The organism is Owariibacterium komagatae (assembly GCF_045865535.1).
Classification (GTDB): domain Bacteria; phylum Bacillota; class Clostridia; order Oscillospirales; family Ruminococcaceae; genus Ruthenibacterium; species Ruthenibacterium komagatae.
Map to the genome: position 1 here is coordinate 331,124 of NZ_AP031406.1, position 19,661 is coordinate 350,784.

Sequence of the window (19,661 nt, forward strand, 5' to 3'; positions counted from 1 at the left end):
GCAATCCTCCACTCGTCAGTTGTATCTTTGCTCATCCCGATGTTCCAAAACAGGATGATATCCTTTTTGCTTGAAATGCTCTGCCAAAAGATTGGCAAACGTAATAGACCGATGTTTTCCACCAGTACAGCCAATGGCAATCGTCAACTGACTTTTACCCTCTTTCACATACAGGGGGAGGGAATAATCCAGCAATGCCTGAAGGTGCTCCAGCAATTTTTGGGACTCTTCAAATTGCATCACATAATCAGAAACTTCATGATCGTTGCCGGTTTTCCCCTTGAGCTCCGGAATATAAAACGGATTCGGCAGACAGCGCACATCATAAACAATATCCGCCTCCCTGGGAACACCGTATTTAAAACCGAAAGACATGATATTCAATGTCATTGCGTCCGAGCTTTTATCTACAAACAATGAGACAATGCGATCTTTCAGCTGAGCTGTAGACAACAGCGAAGTATCAATTTTATAATCCGCCATCGCGTACAGCGGTTCCAGGATAAGGCGTTCCTGCCTGAGCGCTTCGTCAATGGAAACCTGCGAAGCGATGGATATGGGATGCCTTCGCCTGGTTTCTTTATACCGCCGTTCCAGCACATGCACTTGTGCGTCCAGGAACAGAATTTTGAAACTCACATCCTGCCGGCGCAGCTGCTGCAAAGCGTTAAGGATCTCCTCCGAGGACTTGCCGCCACGGATATCCAGAACAACCGCAATTTTCTGCATGGAGTTTTCGCTTTGAAGCGACAACTCTACCAACTTTGCCAGCAAGCTCGCCGGGATGTTATCCATGCAAAAAAATCCGATATCTTCCAGCGCGTTCATTGCCAACGACTTTCCTGCGCCAGATAGTCCTGTCACAATTAAAAGATCCATAGCCTTTCCCTTCCCGCTTTATTCCACAACGCGAATCTCTTTCTCCAGAGTGAACCCCGTCTGCTCTTTTACAATTTTAGCCACAACGTCCGTGAGACACAATACGTCAGCACAAGTGGCATTTCCTTTATTCACTACAAAACCGCAATGTTTCTCACTGATTGCCGCATCGCCTACTGCGTAACCCCTCAAACCGCACTGATCAATCAGCGCGCTTGCATAGGCACCTTCCGGACGTTTGAATGTGCTGCCGGCACTGGGCATATCCAGCGGCTGTTTTTCCGTTCTTCTGCGAGCATAATCAGCCATTTGTTCCCGGATAGAGTCCTTTTCACCTGGTGTTAGAGAAAAAGTAGCCGATAAAATACACCACGGCATATAGGCAAACGCGGAAGTCCGGTATCCGAGGGAAAGTGCCCCGGCCTCCAGCGTGATCTCATGTCCTTTGTCATCCAAAAACGTAACATCACGCAAAATGTCTTTAATCTCCCCGCCATAGGCGCCGGCATTCATATAGACGGCGCCGCCCACGCATCCGGGAATCCCGAAAGCAAATTCCATTCCTGCCAAGCCGGCTTCCGCCGCTGCCAGGCAAACTTTGGAAAGAGATGCGCCTGCACCCGCTTTCAAAACCGTTCCCTGTACCTCGATGGCTGAAAATGCATCTCCAATACGAACTACAACACCATCATAACCTTTATCCGAAAACAGCACATTGGTTCCCTTTCCCAGCAAATAGGTCCGGACACCCTCTTGTGCACAGTAATCGCGGATATCCTGCAGCTGCTTCGGATTTTTCGGCGTACAATAAATTTCAGCCGGCCCGCCGATTTTAAAAGATGTATGACGCGACATTGGCTCTTTTCTCGCGCAGGGAATCTCCTGCTGAATCATCCAATTAAATACAGAATCCAGTTTTTCCATTAATATTACACGCCCTATTATTCATTATTTTGACTGCCGAGGCTCGCGGCGCCGATGATGCCCGCATCGTTGTGCAGCTGCGCAACCACAATTTTGGTGCGGTGCTCGCTGTTCCGCGCGTAGTCCTCTTCATCTACAAGTTTACGCAACGGAGCAAGCAAAGTTTCCCCTTCCCGCGAAACACCACCGCCAATGCAGATAATTTCCGGCTGGAAGACATTGATAACATTGGTCAGGCCGCACGCCACATACTCAATAAAACGATCGACTAACTCTTTGGCAAGCGCATCGCCGGCCCGCATCCCATCAAAAGCAGTTTTTGCGTTCACTTTACGCAAATCGCCGCCAATATACTGCCACATGATATTGTCCTTATGTTCCTGCAATGCTGCGCGGGTGTCTTCTTCCAAAGCACGGGCAGAAGCGTATTTTTCCCAGCATCCCTTTCGACCGCACATACACGGCCGCCCACCTTTTTCAATAACTGTGTGCCCGATTTCTGCACCCGCCGAGTTAAAGCCCGAAAAAATTCGTCCATCAATGATAATGCCGCTTCCGATTCCGGTTCCCAGCGTGATCACAACAGCGTTTTTGCTTCCTTTCGCGCCACCTGCAATATATTCTCCATAAGCAGCCGCATTCGCATCATTCTCAATATAAACCTTACCCGGCAGCAATTTTTCCATATCGGCCGTCAAATGCCAATCATGATATCCAAAATTGGCATTAAATTCAATAATACCGGTTTTAGGGTTGACGCTTCCGGGCGTACCAATGCCAATCCAGCGAATATCCTGTTCAAAGGAGAGGTCGTTCCGGGCAACCAGCTCGCGGCAGATCTCAGCGATAGATTGCTCCACCTCTTCCTCCGGTCGGGGCAGATTGGTCTTGCGGGAAAGATGATCCACAATGTGGTGATCTTCATCCACAAGTCCCACGGCAATATTGGTTCCACCCAAATCTACACCAAGCGCGTAACGTTTCATTCCATTCCCTCCATCAAATTTACAATCGTCTTATGATGATCGCGGAGCATTGCGACAAAGGCTTCTCTGCTTCCGTTCACAATCAATTCCGGTGGAAAGTCGATTTCCCGCAGCATTTCGAAAATTGATTCAACTCCACCCAAATGATACTGCGAGTGTGCGTCGGAATTGACCGCAACCGGCACATCATTTCGCTTACAGGCAAGCGCCAAGGCCAGCATATTCTTTTCATTGCCCGGCCGCGCCACCCGTGAATTTGCATTTAACTCAACCACCTTGTGGTTCTGCGCAAAAACTTTTGTGACAGCGTCGTAATCATAAGGATAGAAACGGCTTTCCGAATGCCCGATCATATCCACATAAGGGTTTTGAGCCACATTCAGCCAAAGCTTTGTTGTCTCATCCTCCTGCAACGGTCCAGGGAGGACTTCCGGGTGAATCGACGCAACGATCCAGTCCATATCCAATTCCTGCAGCGTGTCATTATCAAAATCCAACGCGCCGTCCAGATTGCGCACATTCGCTTCCATCCCTTTTAAAACCCAAACACCTTCCATCTTGTGCGGAAGTGTTGTGACATTATAGAAATACCACGGATGCGCACTGTCTTTCATGAGGGGAGCATGATCCGTAATCGCCAAGGCCCAGTGTCCTAACTCGTTGGCCCGCCGAGCCATTTCGGTAATTGTATTAAAGGCATGGTTTGACACCATTGTGTGCGTGTGTAAATCAGCAATAATCTTCATAAAATATTTCCTGCTTTTCTCAACCATTCACATCATTTTCCAGGCCCAGGCGTGCCAGAAGGTCTTGTGCCGCATTGTAACCCATTTTTTTCTGCCGGTTATTGATGGCTGCCGCCTCAAGAATGACAGCGAGGTTTCTGCCGGGCATGACCGGAATGACCGTGCTCGGAAGCGGCAATCCCAGTATATCTGTCGTATCCGTTTCCAGCCCGGTACGGCTGTAATTTTTGGTTTTATCCCATGGCTCCAAATGAACCACCAAATCAATTTTCTCGCTCATTTTGATGGCACCGGAACCGAATACGCGCGCCACATTGATGATACCAACACCGCGCAGTTCAATAAAGTGTCGAATGTTCTCCGGCGCAGTTCCCAAAATGGTTCGATCAGAGACGCGGCGCAGTTCCACCGCGTCATCCGCAATTAATCGGTGACCGCGTTTCACAAGTTCGATTGCGGTTTCGCTTTTTCCGACACCACTTTCGCCAAGGATCAGCAAGCCTTCGCCATACACTTCCACCAATACGCCATGTCGGGTGATGCGGGGCGCAAGGTCCACGCTGAGGATTGAAATCAGGCCGCTCATCATACTGGAAGTACTCTCGGAACTGCTCAAGACCGGCACTTGGTACTGCTGTGCAAATTCAAAAATAGCGTCGCAAATATTCAGATCCCGCGTAACGATGACCGCCGGTGGTTTCATTGAGAAAAGTGTATGAACATGGCTCCGACGCTCATTTTCCGGCAACGTATGCAGATAGCCCATTTCAGCATTTCCCAAAATCTGAATACGTGTGCGATCAAAATACTCATCATACCCTGTCAACAAGAGCCCCGGGCGGTTGACGTCCGCAGACTGAATCGGAATATCCTTTAAATCTTTCGGAGTATATGCAACACGAAGATTCATCTGTTTTACGATTTTTTCCAAAGAAATGCTGAAATTCATCATTTTTCACAACCTCACTTTTCCAAGCTCAGACGTCAGGAAGGCTTAAGCATCTGCTTTTATTATATAATAACGTACGTAAGATATCAATTTGGTTTTGCTTTGAAAAAGAATTTGTATCGAAAAGTTTTCAAAATAGCGTAAAAAATCCAGCATCTGGTTCGTTTACTTTAATAAAATAATAAAATGGAAAAAGAACATTTAATGAAATTCTCTTCTCAAACGCCTTGATTTCTGATATAATAAATTGTAATTGTGCGTTTTCGAATGAGAACTGCAATAAGGAGATGCAATGATGAGAATTGCCATTTTTGCCGAAACTTATTTTCCCTTTATCAGCGGAATCGTTACACATATTCAAACGCTGAAAGAATCTTTGGAAGAAAGCGGACATGAAGTGCTGATTGTAACTGCCAGCCCTAAAACCAACCGTCATTATGTGAAAGATGGCGTGCTTTATTGTCCGGCCATTCCCATGAAGCGTATTTACGGATACGGCTTTTCCAATCCGCTGAACCTCGAGCGTTTGAACATTATTCGAGAGTTTAACCCGGACGTACTTCATATCCACACGGAGTTCAGCATGGGTATTTTTGCACAGTTTGCCGCGCGGAAATTGAAAAAGCCCATTGTTTACACGCTTCATACCATGTATGATGACTATTTGTTCTATGTCGCTCCCCACAAATTTGGGCAGAAAATGGTAAAACCGGCTGCGCATCTCTATTTCCGCAGCACTGCCAACAAAGCGACTGAAATCATAGGACCTTCTTTGAAAGTCGTGGAGTTTTTGCGCCGCTGCGGTGTGGAACGCCATATTAATATTATCCCCAACACGGTGGATCTGTCCGATTTTCTGCCGCAGAATGTCTCTCCCGATGATATCTCTTCGGTGCGCAAAACGCTTGGTATTCGTGAAGGTGACACGGCCATCTGCTTTGTGGGACGGCTTGGGAAGGAAAAGAGCATTGATACACTGATTGAGTTTTTCGCACAAAATTGCAAAGGAAACGAGCAGTACAAACTTTTCATTATCGGAGACGGGCCCGAAAAGAACAACCTCGCCAAGCAGATTCAGGATTTGGATGTCACCTCACAGGTTAAATTGCTGGGACGAATTGAGCACGCCAGCTTGCCGCCCTACTATCATGCATGTGACCTGTTTGCTACTGCTTCCCTTTCTGAGATGAATTCAATCTCAATGCTGGAAGCTATGGCCAGCGGCCTGTATGTTCTGCAGCGGTTGGATATTTATAACAAGAATCAGATTGAAGCTGGAGAAAACGGTGAAACGTTCACTTCATCCAAGGAGTTCGGTGCCCTTGTCTCTGCCCAGGCTGCAATGACAGCAGAACAAAAGGCAGAACGGAGAGAACGCGTAACTGCTTTCACCAATCGATACGGAAAAAAAGAATTTGTCGCTCAGGTGCTGAATGTATACGAGCGAGCAATTGCAGAATACAAAAAATAAAAGGAGCATCTTCATTATGCAAAAATACGATGTAGCAATTATCGGCGGCGGCATTGGCGGATTGATGAACGCCTATGAACTGTGCACCAAAGCACCTCAGCTGAAAGTGATTTTGTTTGAAAAGGGTCATGATATCGAAAAACGGCTGTGCCCCATTGTGGCCGGAAAAGTGTCCACCTGCATTAAGTGCCCTTCCTGTGCTATCATGGAGGGTCTCGCTGGCGCCGGTGCTTTCTCTGACGGGAAATACGTTATCTCTACCGAATACGGCGGATGGCTGCCTGAATTTCTGGAACCGAAAACGGTTCTTGACTATATTGAGCAGGCCGATGCAATTCTCCAGTCTTTTGGCGCCCCCGCTGAGCGTTTTATGCCAAACAATGAGCTGAAGAAAAAATGTCTGGAATATGATCTGCACATGTCTCAGGCCCAGCTGAAACATTTGGGGACCGATGCGAACTTTGCGACAATGTGCAAAATGGCCGCATTTCTGAAAGAACGCGTCACCATTCTCACGGATACCGATGTAACAGATGTAGATAAAAGCACCCACACCGTTTACTTTACCAACAAAAATGGTTCAGACACGGTAACGGCAGAACACATTGTTTTTGCCGTTGGCCGCGTCGGCAGCCGTTTCTTTGCAAAGTGGTGTGCCCAAAATGCCATTCCCCTGAAAAATAACCAGGTCGACATCGGTGTCCGGGTGGAGTTGCCCAGTGTCGTGTGGGAGGACTTTTCCAAGAAAATCTACGAGCCCAAAATTTGGTACCGCTCCAAGCAGTACGGTGATGTAACGCGCATGTTCTGCTTTAATGAGCGCGGACAAGTTGTTATGGAGAACACTTCCGGTGTCCTGACTGTCAATGGACATGCCTATGTAGATGAAGCTAAGAAGAGTGAAAACTCCAACTTTGCCCTTCTCTCTACCATTCGGTTTACGGAGCCCTTCAAGGAGCCAATTGAATACGCGCGCAGCGTTGCCAGCCTGGCCAATCTGATCAGCGGCGGAAGCGTTCTGGTACAGCGTCTCGGCGATTTGATTGCAGGACGCCGGACAGATGCACGCCGCCTGGCTCAGAGCACCGTGCGTCCCACATTGAATGCTGTGCCTGGCGACTTGAGTCTTTGCCTGCCCAAACGTCAATTGGATAACATTGTGGAAACACTGGGTGCACTGGACAAGGTTGCTCCCGGCACAATGAACTACGACACATTGCTTTACGGTGTTGAGTGCAAATATTATTCTGCCCGTCCGGATTGCACAGACTTTGAATTGGACGGCTGTGAAAAAATTTATGCGGTCGGTGACGGAACCGGATTTACTCGTTCGCTCTCCCAGGCGGCTGCACACGGTTTGTATGTAGCAGACAAAATTTTGAAAAAGTAAATCACATGCAAAGAGGCCTGTTTCAAACAGGCCTCTCTTTTTATTCTCTGTACAAATTGCTTTTGATACAGATTTGAACGTTCTTTTCCAGTTCATTCTGATTTTTCCATTTTTCTACTTGCTGCGCATCATACATCCGAAGCCACCATTCCCATTGAAAAATATCATTTTGACGATAAAACGTATCTTTCACAATATTCATTGCTTCGCTTGCAAGCCAACGGTTGACCAAAACGGTTTCGTCCAATGAATCTGAGGCAGAAACCGTTTTCCCTTTTATGCTCAAATGTTCAATTTTCCCTGAGATCTGAATTTCGAGTATCCATTTTCCGTTTTCCGGCTTCACATTTTTTTCAATGGAAAGAGCGGATGTTTCCAATGAAATCAGGGTCTGCTCAAAACTTGTCTGCACCGAAAGATTTCGACATTTTCCATCCAGCAGCAAAGCGACCTGAAGTTCTGTTGCATCCCAAAAAGAGTAACAAATGCCATCCTTGAAAAGCGCTGCCCGTTTCACCCCAATAAATGCATCGCTTTTATCTGAAAAATCCAAAATCGGAAGCCAGCCGCTTTCCCCATGCTTCCCGGGAATTGCTTCAAAAATGCTTTGAGAAGGGTTAGCTTGAAGGGCATTGCGCTCCGTCAGCCGCTCGCCTTCCTGAATAACCGTTTGCAGAACCTCTTCGCATTCAGAAAACTCTTTTCCGTCTAAAGTAGTCAGATACACCGATAAGTTGAGACGGCCTACGTCTTCCTGTCCAAAATAGCGCAGATAGCTGGATACCCCCTGCTCAATTGCACCTGGCCCCAAAAACAAAAGCTGATTTTGTGCGTAAAAAGCCGATTTGTTTTGCTGGCGTTCCGCCTGATAGAGCGCTTGCTCCAGATTATCTCCCTGTCCCATATAAATTTGGGCTTTTTCGGTGACAGAGCCTGTGTCGGAGCTCGGTTGACATTGTAACACCACCAACGCTGCCTCCACCTGTCCATCATCCAGCGTATTCACATAAACCGCTTTTACAATCGCCCGTTCACCCAGACTTTTCCCTTGCGCGCATCCGCACAAAAAAATGAGCGGAACGACCAAAGCGAACAGCCTAAACAGCGTTCTGTGCACCGTGGTGCCTCCTTTCCCGCATCGCAGCAGCCACAAGGCAAACCATCAATCCTGCTGTTCCAGCACTTTGAATTACCTGCTGCCAACCCTCCGAGCACAAATTTGCCAGAATCACACCGAGTAAAACACCTCCGACGGCCCAAATTTCCGGGTGTTTGCAATCCACTCGAATCAAGAGAATACTTTTCTGCGCTGTACAGGCATAAAGAGCTGCTTTTGAGAATTCCACCATGGACCAGATCCAAACATGAAGAGCATCCATGCGCTTGAAAACCGAAAGTCTTCCCAAGCGCGACAAAGAATGAAAAACAAGTGTCTGCTGTGCCGCCTGTTCTCCCAAAACCATCTCTCCAAGCAAACTGAGTATTGTTCCCAGAATTACAATCACTCCAAAAATTTTTGAAAAAGAACGCATTTTTCTCCGTCTGTCACCTTTTGCGAAAACGAGCGGGATCAATAGAACCGGGGAAAGGCAAAAGCCAGCCTGTGCGCTTTGTATAATTTCGCACATGGAAAACGGCCTTACAATCAAATTTTCCGGCTGCATTTGCACCAGATTTGCTGCTATAAGCAATCCGATTGAAAACAAAAAAGGTACAAGCATCAGATTGACCAATCGCAGTGTTGTCTCCATGCCGCTCCGCAGGAGATAAAACAATACAGCTAAAAAGATTCCATAAATAAGCATTGACGAATACATTGCATTGCTTGTGAACCGCCAAAACTGTTCCGTGCGTGTAATTGTGCATCCTGCACTGAATGCCATCAATGAAGCCAGTATCACATGACACCACTTGGCAAGCAGCCCCGACTGACTCAACCGCAAAAGCAGCCATAGAATTCCAAGTGTCAGCGCAGAATTTAAAATGGTCGCCGGAATCGTTACCTGAGCACGAAAATATTCTTTTTCAGTAAAGGCTGTAATAATCAAGTCAATGGCTAACATCAAAAAAACCGCTGGAAACAAGGCACGGGCGTTCAACTTGCTCCTTCTCATTCGCTCTCCTCCGCTTCCTGCAATTTGTCTACATAGAAATCAGACTTTGCAAGCCTTTTCCAGCTGCTGCGGATCATTCCATCACGCAAGAAATCTTTGCGCGCAGGAGCGATGGGGGCAAGATACGGAATTCCGAACGGGTTCATGCTGCACAGATTACTCAGCATCCACACCGTTAAAGCCGAAATCCCCAATGGTCCCAAAATGCCGCCAGCTAAAATGAACAGAATTCTCAATACTGTCACCGGTTCATACAGTGATGGAACCACATAGGTGCAAATGGCGGTTAACGCTGTAACAATGACCACTGGTGTGCCCAAGACGCCCGCGCTAACCGCAGCATCTCCTACGATCAGCGCAGCTACCAAACTGACAGAATGGCCAATCGGTTTTGGAAGCCGCAGTCCTGCTTCCCGTACAATTTCCAGAAGGAAATTCACAAAAAGCGCTTCCAGAAACAACGGCAGCGGTGTGGCCATTTCGGCTGCCGCAACCTTATACAAAAGTTGCGGCGGAAGCAGTTCCGGAGTAAAGTTGGCAATGGACACAAATACCCCCGGCAGCATAACCGCAAGAAAAAACGCCACATATTTCACAATGCGAATCAACGATGCAAAATACGCTTTTTCCGAATAATCGTCCATACTTTGGAAATTCTCATTGAAAAAGTATGGAACAATCATTGCAAACGGGCTTCCATTGGCCAAAACAATGATTTTGCCTTCGCAAATTTTTGCGCTGGACGTATCGGGTCGCTCTGTATACCCGACTGCTTGAAAAAATGAAAAGCGGCTTCTCTGCAAAAAAGCCGCCAGATAACCACTGTCAAACACAAACGGAAGCTGTGTATTTTCTAAACGTTCACGAACCAATCGAAGAAGCTTTTGAGAAACAAGCTTTCGATTATAGAGCAATGCGATCTCCGTCTGTGTCCGCTCTCCTAAGCTCATGGTTTCCACCATGAGCTCATCGGTTCGAATCAACCGTCGAATCAGACTGATGTTCACGCGAAGAAGTTCCGTAAATCCTTCCCGGGAACCACGTATATTATTCTCCCCACTCGGTTCCTGAACCGAACGAAACTGCATGCTCTGCGTGGAAATCACAAGCGCACGGTCTACGCCATCGATCAAAATCACACTGGTACCCGCAGTCAACTGGGCACGGGCATCGTCCACACACAAAACGCACTTGGACTCCATAGGGACAGCGGTTTTCCTCCAGATGTAATCAAATAATTCCTCCGGGTCGGAAATCGTACGTTCAGGACGGCTGAGAATGTCCAGCATCATAATCCAAAGGCGTTCAATACTGGAAAGTCCCTCAAACATGCAGATGCAACAAGGAATTCCAAACAATTCAATATCCTTTGTATAAAAATCGGTGGCATTTCCAAACAGCCCCTTTAAAAGCAGTTTATTTTCCAGTAAGTCTTTTTTCAAAAGCTGCTGTTCCATCACTGCTTCCCCCTTTCCTGTTTAGTATGCCCGGACCTTGTATGGTTTTAATCAGATAAGACCATATTGAAAGGGAGGTGTTACGGTATGTTATTGTTGGTTCTGCGCACGCTTCTGATCTATGTTCTAATTATTTTTGCAATGCGCCTCATGGGGAAAAAACAACTGGGCGAACTCCAACCATCTGAACTGGTCTCTACCATTCTGATTTCCAATCTGGCCTCAATTTCCATCGAATCCCCGGAGCTGCCATTGGTCAGCAGTGTGGTGCCCGTTTTTCTGATCGTCGCCCTGGAAATTTTGATTTCTTCACTTTGCGCTCATTCTCATACTGCGTCTCGATTGGTTGCCGGTTCACCCAAAATCATTATCAGAAATGGGCAGATCGACCAGAAAACATTGAAGGAACTTCGCTTTTCGGCAGAAGACTTGTTGGAGGCTCTTCGCGGAAAAGATATTTTTGAACTGGAACAGGTGGAGTTTGCCATCGTCGAAACCAACGGTAGCATCAGTGTGCAAAAAAAGTTTGAATATCAAAGTCCTACCAATGAGATGACGCAGCAAGCTGCTCCGCCAGCCAGACAACCATCTCTGCCTTTGATTGCAGACGGGACAATTCTGAATGAAAATCTTCATTTTCTGGGAGTCGACCTTCCTTGGGTGGAAGAACAATGCCGTATGCGTGGATTTACTATTCGAGACATTCTGCTGTTTTTATGCAATGATGCAGGACAGATTCTTGTGATTCCGAGGGAGGGGCTTTGATGAACCGTCGCGTATATGCTGCACTTCTGATTCTTCTGAGCACATTTTCACTGACCTGGTTCAGCCATATTCAAATACACCGGATTACTGAATATACCTGCGCGGGGCTCTCAGAAATACGTCAGGCGGCATCCGAGAAAAAATACGACCTCGCCAGCCAAATTCTTGATGAAACATTATCCTATTACAAGCATAATCAACATTTCCTGGAATTTTTCATCAAGCGTGAAACAGTGATTACCACCACGGTCAACCTTCAGGGACTGAAAGCTTATATCAACCGCACTTCAATAGCAGACCTTTTCAGCGAAATTGCCAAAGCGCAAGAACAACTTCAAATGATGGAGCACTTATTTACCGCAATTGTATAAAAAAGGACTTTTCCTGACGGAAAAGTCCTTGCTTTTATTTCTGAGAGCGCTTGTTCAGCAAATCCTTTAATTCATCCATAAATGTATTGATGTCACTGAACTGCCGATAAACCGAAGCAAATCGCACATAAGCCACTTCATCGATTCTCTTCAATTCCTGCATGGCCAGTTCGCCGATATGGATGGATGTCACTTCGCGGTCATAGGAATTCAATAATTCCTGTTCAATGTTATCCACGGCAGTTTCCAGCATTTTATATGTCACCGGACGCTTTTCGCAGGCGCGCATCAAACCATTCAATAACTTTTGACGGTTAAATGCTTCGCGCGATTTATCCTTCTTAATCACCATCAGCGGAACAGTTTCCACAATTTCGTATGTAGTAAAACGTTTCGAGCATGATAAACATTCCCGGCGGCGGCGAATACGCTCTCCATCATCCGCAGGGCGGGAGTCAATTACCTTTGATTCAATTTCACCACAATACGGACATCTCATAACTCTTGATTACCCCTTCCTCATTTTGCCTTTAATAACTCTCTATAAAGGAAACCGCATTTACCAGCTGCTGTTTCGTTTGAAACCCATCTCGATACAATTCTACTACCATACTGCAAGCTTCCCGCTTTAAACGGGGCAACAGAAGTGCCCACGCTTCTTGCCCCTCACCTGGTGGTAAACAGTCACAATCCAGGTCAAAATCACTCAGGTGGGCATGGCGGATTTTCCCTTTCATCGCATCCAAAAGAGCATCCACATGATTCTCTGCTCGGCGGGCCTGCTTCAAATCCAGAATAAATTCCGCCCGATCATCTGTCAGCTCTCTCATGCGTCGAATCTGCTCCAAAAAACCGCATTTGCACCGTACCACGTTTTCCTGGCAAAGCGCCACACCATATTCTTTTCCAACACACTGCAACGCACTGTAGTTTTTGCAATAAGCCTCAAAGGGATAGGCCGTGTTCTTATAATCACCGTGGAAAACTAAAATTGGAGCTTCTAAAATTCGGCACGCTTCAAAATACCGTCGATATAAAGCAACCCCATCCTCAAATCGAGTTCCATAAGAAGAGGCAAAAAAGAAAGATTCCATCATCGACGTAAATGGATGTACAGCCAGTACATGCATTTCGCTTTGCTTCACGATCGACTTCAAACGGGATAAATACTCCGGCTCCAATTCCCGGAATGTGTTTAAAAACACTTCAACACCTTTTACCTCGCTTAACGAAATTTCAAGCAGTGCCTGTTCCGTTTCCATCGGAAAAAAGCAAGCTGTCGATATTCCACACTCCATAAAGCAGCCTCGCTTTTCTTTACAACTAGTATTAGTATTACACAAAGTACATTTTTTTGCAATAGAAAAAAGCGGGCATATTGCCCGCTTTTTTCAGAACTTATTTTGCTTTTTTCTTCTTTACCGTCTTTTTGCGGCGAGATTCCCACTCGACCCACAGAGGTCCTGCGATACAAATCGAACTATACACGCCGGAAACCATACCAATCATCAGGGGGAACGCAAATGTGAAGATGCTATCAAGTCCAAAGACAATCGAAATCACGCACACGCTGCCCAATGCAAGCAGAGTGGAAAGTGTTGTATTGATTGTTCGACGGAGACTTTCGTTGATGCCCGAGTTGACCAACGCAGCAAAGTCGACATGTTTGGAACCGCTCAAACTTCTGTCTTCCCGGATGCGGTCATAAATAACAACCGTATCATTGATCGAATAACCCAAAATGGTCAACATCGCAGCAATAAAGTTTCCGTTGAGAGGAATTCTCAGAATGACAAAAACACCGAAAATAACGATCATGTCATTCAGAAGCGCAACAATGGCCATTGTTGCTCCGCGCCAACCGCCCAGCTTTTTAAAGCGAATGGAAATATAAATCAAAATCAAAACAGCCGCTGCAGCGATTCCAACAAGGCTCTTTGCAAAGAACTCTCCGCCAATTGTCGGATCCACATTGTTCATGGACAACTGTTCAAAGGAATTGTCGGGATAGTTACTGGCAAGCATCTCTCCCAAAGCCTCAACTGTTTCAGTTTCGACTGTTTCCGTACCCGGTAAAGTAATCGTCAGGGTCTGCGAATCAGACGCAATGCTGCTACCGCTCTGCAGTGTGACCGAAGATCCCAGGATTTCCTGGACATCTGCTTTGACGGAATTCATGTCCATTTCACCAGTATAGCTGTAGGTCAGCATTGCACCGCCTTTGAACTGAATGTCCATCTTAACGCCAAACACCAGGCTGAACACGACAATGACAATCAGCAGTGCACTGGAAAAAGCAAAGAATTTTTTGCGATTTCCGACAATGTTGATTTCCTTTTTCGGCTTTGCCTCAGTACCGGGGCGCAGTGCACCATACAATACCGGATTGCGCATGCATTTCAGCTTCGAAATCCCTTTCAGCATGATGCGGGTCGAAATAACGCCAAATACAAAGTTCAGCAGAACGCCCACCAGCAAAGTATAGCCGAAGGAATAAATCGTTCCTGCCGTCGACGGTCCGAACGCAAAGAAAATCGGACGCAGAAGTTTGGCAAAGAAACTATCCGTCGGTCCAAAGGCGCCCATCAACATAACCGCCACAATGATAACAGTTACGTTGCCGTCGATAATCGGTGTCAAGCCACGATCAAAGCCGGCTCGCAAAGCACCTTCGATGGTCTTCCCTCTTCGAATTTCCTCTTTAATACGTTCCGCCGTAATTACGTTCGCGTCTACGCCCATGCCGATTGCAAGAATAATACCTGCAATACCGGGCAAAGTCAGCGTAAAGCTGTTCAACACAGAGAAATAACCGGACACGAATGCCAATGTCATTGCCGTTTGACCCAACAGAGCAATCGATGCAATGAAACCGGGCAGCCGATAATTAAAGATCATGAACAGGACAACCAGCACAAACGCGATCACACCCGCGAGCACCATTGCATCCAGGGAGTTTGCACCCAAGCTGGGGCTGATTGTGCTGTACGTCTCTGCCTCCAATGCAAACGGAAGCGAACCCGAATTGATTTGGTTAGCCAGCGTAATAGCTTCCTGGCGTGTTTCATCATCCGAACCATTCAGCGTGATCTGTGCATGGCCATCGGTAATAGCCGACTGCACCTGAGGATACGAAATCATCGTATCGTCCATCCAGATGGAAATGGTTCCTTTGGGGCTTTCCTCAGACAAACGCTTTGTGGCCTCTGCGAACTTATCCTTACCGGACTCGTTCAGTTCCAGCGCAACGTAGTACTCGCCATAAGTAGAGCTTTCCCGGTTTGTGTCAACACCCGGCGTTGCACTCTTGATATCTGTCCCTTCCAGGATGATATTTTCCGCAGTTACACCCGTCGGCTTTCCCTCGGAATCCACTTCATTTCCTTCACGGAACGTAAGTCTTGCTGTCGCTCCGATTTCCTGGATCGCGCTCTCCGGATTAAATTCCGTCTCATCCTCTTTCCAGGGGAAACGAACAATGATGCGGTCTTTATCATAGTCCGCATACACTTCGTTATCCGTAATGTTCAGGTTGACCAAACGTTGTTCGACAATCGCCTTTGCCGCATCCATTTGCTCATCCGTAGCATCATAGCCGTCTGCAGGCATAAAAGTGACGTCTACGCCGCCACGGATATCAATACCAAAGCGAATGTTCTGTGCACCTTTGATCCAAATTTTTGTTGTATCGCCATACTGTGTACTGACGCCAAAGAAAGCCGTAAAGGCAAAAAGGACGATCAGAACAGCCACAACAAAAAATTGCCAAGGTCTGCCTTTTGTTTTCATGGTGTTCCTCCAGAAAAGATTTTATCAGAAAGTGCTGGTTTTCATTATGCCAGCAGCTTTTCTACCGTCGCTAATTTTACTGCCACACACAAAAGGTGCGTTGCCGTCTCCAACTCCTCCAACGGTGGATATGTCGGAGCAATACGAATATTGGTGTCATCCGGATCGATTCCATAGGGGTAAGCTGCACCGGCTCCCGTCAAAACGACTCCCGCCTCTTTGCATAACTGCACGGTGCGCTTGGCAACGCCCTGTGTGTACAAACTGATGAAGTAGCCGCCGTTAGGCTTTGTCCAATGGGCAAGCTTCTCATAGTCTCCCAGTTCTTTATCAAAAATCGAAAGTACTGTTTTGAACTTCGGCTCCACAATCTGACGGTGCTTTTCCATGTGTGCTGCAACGCCATTTGCATCTTTCAAAAACTTCACATGACGAAGCTGGTTAAACTTATCATAACTGATAATCATGGAAAACATATTCTTTAAAATATATTCTACATTTTTCAAGCTTGCCGCCATCGCTGCGACGCTTGCGCCGGGGAATGTTACTTTGCTCAAAGAGCAGAACATCAACGGACGATCTTCACAGCCCACCTTGCGGCACTCGTCCAGAATATTCAGGACATGGTCCGGTGTGTCTGTCAAATGATGAACACAATAAGCGTTGTCCCAAAAAATTTTGAAATCAGGTGCAGCAGTTTTCATGGCCGCCAGGCGTCGAACCGTCTCATCGCTGTAGGAGTACCCATCCGGATTCGAGTACAAAGGTACGCACCAGATTCCCTTCACCTCTTCATCCTGTACAAGTTTTTCAACTTGATCCATATCCGGACCGGTGGGAAGCATCGGCACAGTAACCAGATCAAAACCAAAATACTCCGTCACTCGAAAATGGCGATCATAACCGGGAGCCGGGCAGAGAAATTTTGGTTTTCCTGCACTCCAGGGGCGCGGGCTATCAGCAAATCCGCTGCGCCAGCCCAACTCAACCAGATAGTACATCATGTTCAGGCTGGAGTTTCCGCCTACAATCACTTCTTCCGGTTTTGCCCCCAAAATTTGGGCAAAAAATGTCCGCGCTTCCGGCATACCTTCCAAATTGCCGTAATTTCTGGAATCAATTCCCGTCTCCCCGATGTAGTCACGAATAGACAACATATCCATCGACAGATCCAACTGTTCCGGCGAAGGTTTGCCGCGGGACATATCCAATTTTAATCCCTTGTCACAGTACCCCTTATAAATGCGCTTTAAAGACTGGTACTCTTCTTCCAGATCTTCCCGATTCATGGCAAAATAATTTGTCACAATCCTTACCCCTCTCTGAATCACCATTTTTGCTGTGCCCCTTTCCCCTCAGACACAGCACAATCCCATCGGACTTACACAAGTTTATATTATAATATAATTACAGCAAAGTTACAAGTTCCGTAAGTGCTTTTCTCCGTGCAAAAGATGAAATTCATTGTTTTCTGCTTTTTATCTGTCAACCAGTCGATAAAGATTCCCCTGTTAAAAGCACCCCGCACGGAACGTGCGGGGTGCTTTCTGAAAACTCATTTATACTTTGAAAGTTACGGAAGTATCGCCTTCCAAATCTTTTCCGAATTCGTAATCATTGCCCGGCAAAATTGCGTTCAAAAGAATTCCCGCAATAGCAGCAATGGCAAGACCAGAAAGATTGATGACCAGGCCAAACACCGGAATGTTGATGCCGCCCACAGAATTGAAGCCAAGCGCGCTGACCAAAATCACTGCAGCGATAATCAGATTGCGCGAATTGGTAAAGTCGACCTGATTTTCCACGATATTTCTTACACCTACCGCAGAAATCATTCCATACAACACGAAAGAAATGCCACCAATAATCGCAGTCGGAATGGTCTGAATCGCAGCACCGACCTTCGGGAAGAACGAAAGTGCAATCGCAAATACAGCAGCAATGCGCATAACTTTCGGATCGTACACCTTTGTCAAGGCCAGAACACCCGTGTTTTCGCCATAGGTCGTATTGGCCGGGCCGCCAAAAATACCCGCTAAACTGGTCGCTAGGCCATCACCGAGAAGCGTCCGATGCAAGCCAGGATCTGCCAGGTAGTTTTTTTGGGCAGTAGCACTGATCGCCGCAATGTCACCAATGTGCTCCATCATCGTTGCCAGAGCGATCGGTGCAATGGTAATGCAGGCACTGATGCTGAACTTGGAAAAGGTGGAAGGATGCAGGGCCACACCCACCACAGAGGCTTCATTGATCGCAGTGAAATCCACTTCGCCCATAAGCAATGCCACAATATAAGAGCCAATGACACCAATCAGAATCGGAAGGATCTTGACCATCCCACGGCCCCAGATATTGCACACAATGATAATCACCAATGCTACAAACGCGAGGAGCCAGTTTTCGGCACAGTTCGAAATTGCAGTAGGAGCCAAAATCAGACCGATGGAAATAATGATCGGGCCCGTTACCACCGGCGGGAAGAAGCGCATGATTTTTCTGACCCCAAAAACTTTAATCAGCGCAGCCAAAACGACATAAATCAGGCCGGACACTACTACACCGCCACAGGCATACGGCAGCAACTCCGTATTGGCACTGCCATCAGCCAGACGAGGCGCAACTGCTGAAAAGCCGCCCAAAAACGCAAAACTGGACCCCAAAAAAGCCGGAACTTTGCCCTTTGTGATTAAATGGAACAGCAACGTGCCAAGTCCTGCCATCAAAAGCGTAGTCGACACATCCAGCCCGGTAATAATCGGCACGAGCACCGTTGCACCAAACATGGCAAACGTATGTTGGATTCCTAAAATCAGCATCTTGGGAATTCCAAGCTGGCGTGCGTCGTAAATTCCTTCCGTGCCCAACGCCAGGTTCTTTTGTTCATTTCCCATTTCTTTTTCCTCCTCAAAATATGTTCCTCTATAAATAGAAAAACGGCCACCTCATTGTCAATTGACAACAAGATTGCCGTTTACATAAAGGTCAAAAACACATCACGTTCAAAATTCCAATCTCCGCATACCAGTGTGCGCATGTTAACGACCTCTTTTTCCACATTTTCATTAATAATACCAGAAGAAGTCCGGTTGCGCAAGTCCTTACGAATAAAAGTTTATGGAAGTTTTGCCTGTAACATCTGACGACGCATTTGCAAAATCGCCTTTTTTTCGATGCGTGATACATAGCTTCGGCTGATCTTCAAAATATCTGCTACCTGTTGTTGTGTTAAGGCTTGATTTCCGTTCAGTCCATACCTCAAAACAACAATTTGTCTCTCCCGGCCAGACAGCAATTGCACCACTTTATAAAGTTCTGCTATTTCTTCTTTTTTTTCGTATTCTTCACGAATATCCAAAGTATCTGCCATTACATCATTGAGAGTTAAACTGTTCCCTTCCCGGTCACTTTCAATCGGCTCCTGAATCGAAACATCATTCTGGCATTTTCGGGACGCTCTGAACTGCATAAGAATTTCATTTTCAATGCAGCGCGCAGCATAAGTGGCAAAGCGAGCGCCTTTCTGATTATCGAAGCTATTTACCGCCTTAATTAAGCCGATTGTGCCAATGCTGATCAGGTCTTCCTGCTCAGCTGTCGCTCCTGCATAATATTTTTTAGCGATATGCGCCACCAGGCGAAGATTGTGCCGAATCAGTTTTTCACGCGCCTCATCGCTTCCATTTTTGAATGCTTCAAAAGCCTCAATTTCTTCCCGGGCACTCAGCGGCTTTGGGAAGCTGCTGCTTTCCAAATGAAGCGCAAAATAAAGAATATGGCTTGCGATAAAGCTCAAAATCATTCCAAACAATTGCTCATCCCC

At 46.7% G+C, this 19,661-nt stretch carries 18 protein-coding genes; 4 read left to right on the forward strand and 14 right to left on the reverse strand.

All coding sequences use genetic code 11. The features are described 5' to 3' along the window. Nucleotides 1-15 precede the first annotated feature (15 nt). From rapZ to hprK, 5 genes are read right to left on the reverse strand one after another with little or no spacing between them, the layout of a single operon-like run. The gene (gene rapZ, locus ACKTS9_RS01755) at nucleotides 16-879 is read right to left on the reverse strand and encodes an RNase adapter RapZ (protein WP_407878618.1); all 864 of its coding nucleotides are present in this window, start codon (nucleotides 877-879) and stop codon (nucleotides 16-18) included. Between the two features lie 18 nt (nucleotides 880-897). Beyond that, on the reverse strand, nucleotides 898-1,803 hold the full coding sequence (murB, locus tag ACKTS9_RS01760) for a UDP-N-acetylmuramate dehydrogenase (RefSeq protein ID WP_407878620.1): 906 nt from the start codon (nucleotides 1,801-1,803) through the stop codon (nucleotides 898-900). A gap of 17 nt (nucleotides 1,804-1,820) precedes the next feature. Next, complete coding sequence (locus ACKTS9_RS01765; protein ID WP_349216262.1) at nucleotides 1,821-2,789, reverse strand: ROK family protein; 969 nt, start codon at nucleotides 2,787-2,789, stop codon at nucleotides 1,821-1,823. Next, nucleotides 2,786-3,535, reverse strand: coding sequence for a phosphatase (locus tag ACKTS9_RS01770; RefSeq protein WP_407878623.1), 750 nt, complete (start codon nucleotides 3,533-3,535; stop codon nucleotides 2,786-2,788). Before ACKTS9_RS01770 ends, ACKTS9_RS01765 begins: the two co-directional genes overlap by 4 nt. Nucleotides 3,536-3,554: 19 nt before the next feature. Then, entirely contained in the window at nucleotides 3,555-4,487 is a 933-nt protein-coding gene (gene hprK / locus ACKTS9_RS01775; RefSeq protein WP_349216260.1) for an HPr(Ser) kinase/phosphatase, read from the reverse strand. Between the two features lie 292 nt (nucleotides 4,488-4,779). Between hprK and ACKTS9_RS01780 the strand changes: the two genes are divergently transcribed. Together ACKTS9_RS01780 and ACKTS9_RS01785 are read left to right on the forward strand one after the other, a co-directional pair. After that, nucleotides 4,780-5,955 carry a glycosyltransferase gene (locus ACKTS9_RS01780; RefSeq protein WP_407878625.1) on the forward strand — a complete coding sequence of 392 codons (1,176 nt, stop codon included), beginning with the start codon at nucleotides 4,780-4,782 and terminating at the stop codon, nucleotides 5,953-5,955. A gap of 16 nt (nucleotides 5,956-5,971) precedes the next feature. Continuing rightward, the gene (locus tag ACKTS9_RS01785) at nucleotides 5,972-7,345 is read left to right on the forward strand and encodes an NAD(P)/FAD-dependent oxidoreductase (protein WP_407878628.1); all 1,374 of its coding nucleotides are present in this window, start codon (nucleotides 5,972-5,974) and stop codon (nucleotides 7,343-7,345) included. A gap of 40 nt (nucleotides 7,346-7,385) precedes the next feature. Here the strand turns inward: ACKTS9_RS01785 and ACKTS9_RS01790 are convergent, their stop codons facing one another. Genes ACKTS9_RS01790 through ACKTS9_RS01800 form a run of 3 tightly spaced genes read right to left on the reverse strand, consistent with a single transcriptional unit; the run spans nucleotide 7,386 to nucleotide 10,916 of the window. Continuing rightward, on the reverse strand, nucleotides 7,386-8,462 hold the full coding sequence (locus ACKTS9_RS01790) for a hypothetical protein (RefSeq protein WP_407878630.1): 1,077 nt from the start codon (nucleotides 8,460-8,462) through the stop codon (nucleotides 7,386-7,388). Then, entirely contained in the window at nucleotides 8,443-9,459 is a 1,017-nt protein-coding gene (locus ACKTS9_RS01795; RefSeq protein WP_407878632.1) for a GerAB/ArcD/ProY family transporter, read from the reverse strand. Before ACKTS9_RS01795 ends, ACKTS9_RS01790 begins: the two co-directional genes overlap by 20 nt. Further along, nucleotides 9,456-10,916 carry a spore germination protein gene (locus ACKTS9_RS01800; protein ID WP_407878635.1) on the reverse strand — a complete coding sequence of 487 codons (1,461 nt, stop codon included), beginning with the start codon at nucleotides 10,914-10,916 and terminating at the stop codon, nucleotides 9,456-9,458. Before ACKTS9_RS01800 ends, ACKTS9_RS01795 begins: the two co-directional genes overlap by 4 nt. Before the next feature lie 87 nt (nucleotides 10,917-11,003). Between ACKTS9_RS01800 and ACKTS9_RS01805 the strand changes: the two genes are divergently transcribed. Together ACKTS9_RS01805 and ACKTS9_RS01810 are read left to right on the forward strand one after the other, a co-directional pair. Then, nucleotides 11,004-11,681 carry a DUF421 domain-containing protein gene (locus ACKTS9_RS01805; RefSeq protein ID WP_407878638.1) on the forward strand — a complete coding sequence of 226 codons (678 nt, stop codon included), beginning with the start codon at nucleotides 11,004-11,006 and terminating at the stop codon, nucleotides 11,679-11,681. Beyond that, the gene (locus ACKTS9_RS01810; RefSeq protein ID WP_407878640.1) at nucleotides 11,681-12,052 is read left to right on the forward strand and encodes a DUF4363 family protein; all 372 of its coding nucleotides are present in this window, start codon (nucleotides 11,681-11,683) and stop codon (nucleotides 12,050-12,052) included. The genes ACKTS9_RS01805 and ACKTS9_RS01810 overlap by 1 nt, the downstream gene beginning before the upstream one ends. A gap of 34 nt (nucleotides 12,053-12,086) precedes the next feature. On the opposite strand, the gene nrdR is transcribed toward ACKTS9_RS01810, so the two are convergent. The 6 genes from nrdR to sigK all read right to left on the reverse strand — a co-directional run bounded on the left by nrdR (nucleotide 12,087) and on the right by sigK (nucleotide 19,640). Beyond that, complete coding sequence (gene nrdR / locus ACKTS9_RS01815; RefSeq protein ID WP_349216252.1) at nucleotides 12,087-12,551, reverse strand: transcriptional regulator NrdR; 465 nt, start codon at nucleotides 12,549-12,551, stop codon at nucleotides 12,087-12,089. Between the two features lie 31 nt (nucleotides 12,552-12,582). Next, nucleotides 12,583-13,350 carry a sugar phosphate isomerase/epimerase family protein gene (locus ACKTS9_RS01820; RefSeq protein ID WP_407878643.1) on the reverse strand — a complete coding sequence of 256 codons (768 nt, stop codon included), beginning with the start codon at nucleotides 13,348-13,350 and terminating at the stop codon, nucleotides 12,583-12,585. Nucleotides 13,351-13,450: 100 nt separating this feature from the next. Further along, nucleotides 13,451-15,841 carry a protein translocase subunit SecF gene (gene secF / locus ACKTS9_RS01825; protein ID WP_407878645.1) on the reverse strand — a complete coding sequence of 797 codons (2,391 nt, stop codon included), beginning with the start codon at nucleotides 15,839-15,841 and terminating at the stop codon, nucleotides 13,451-13,453. Nucleotides 15,842-15,885: 44 nt separating this feature from the next. After that, entirely contained in the window at nucleotides 15,886-17,148 is a 1,263-nt protein-coding gene (locus ACKTS9_RS01830; protein ID WP_407878647.1) for an aminotransferase class I/II-fold pyridoxal phosphate-dependent enzyme, read from the reverse strand. 252 nt (nucleotides 17,149-17,400) lie between these two features. Further along, nucleotides 17,401-18,732 carry a uracil-xanthine permease family protein gene (locus tag ACKTS9_RS01835; RefSeq protein ID WP_349216248.1) on the reverse strand — a complete coding sequence of 444 codons (1,332 nt, stop codon included), beginning with the start codon at nucleotides 18,730-18,732 and terminating at the stop codon, nucleotides 17,401-17,403. 221 nt (nucleotides 18,733-18,953) lie between these two features. Further along, the gene (gene sigK / locus ACKTS9_RS01840) at nucleotides 18,954-19,640 is read right to left on the reverse strand and encodes an RNA polymerase sporulation sigma factor SigK (protein ID WP_349216310.1); all 687 of its coding nucleotides are present in this window, start codon (nucleotides 19,638-19,640) and stop codon (nucleotides 18,954-18,956) included. Between the last annotated feature and the right edge of the window lie 21 nt (nucleotides 19,641-19,661).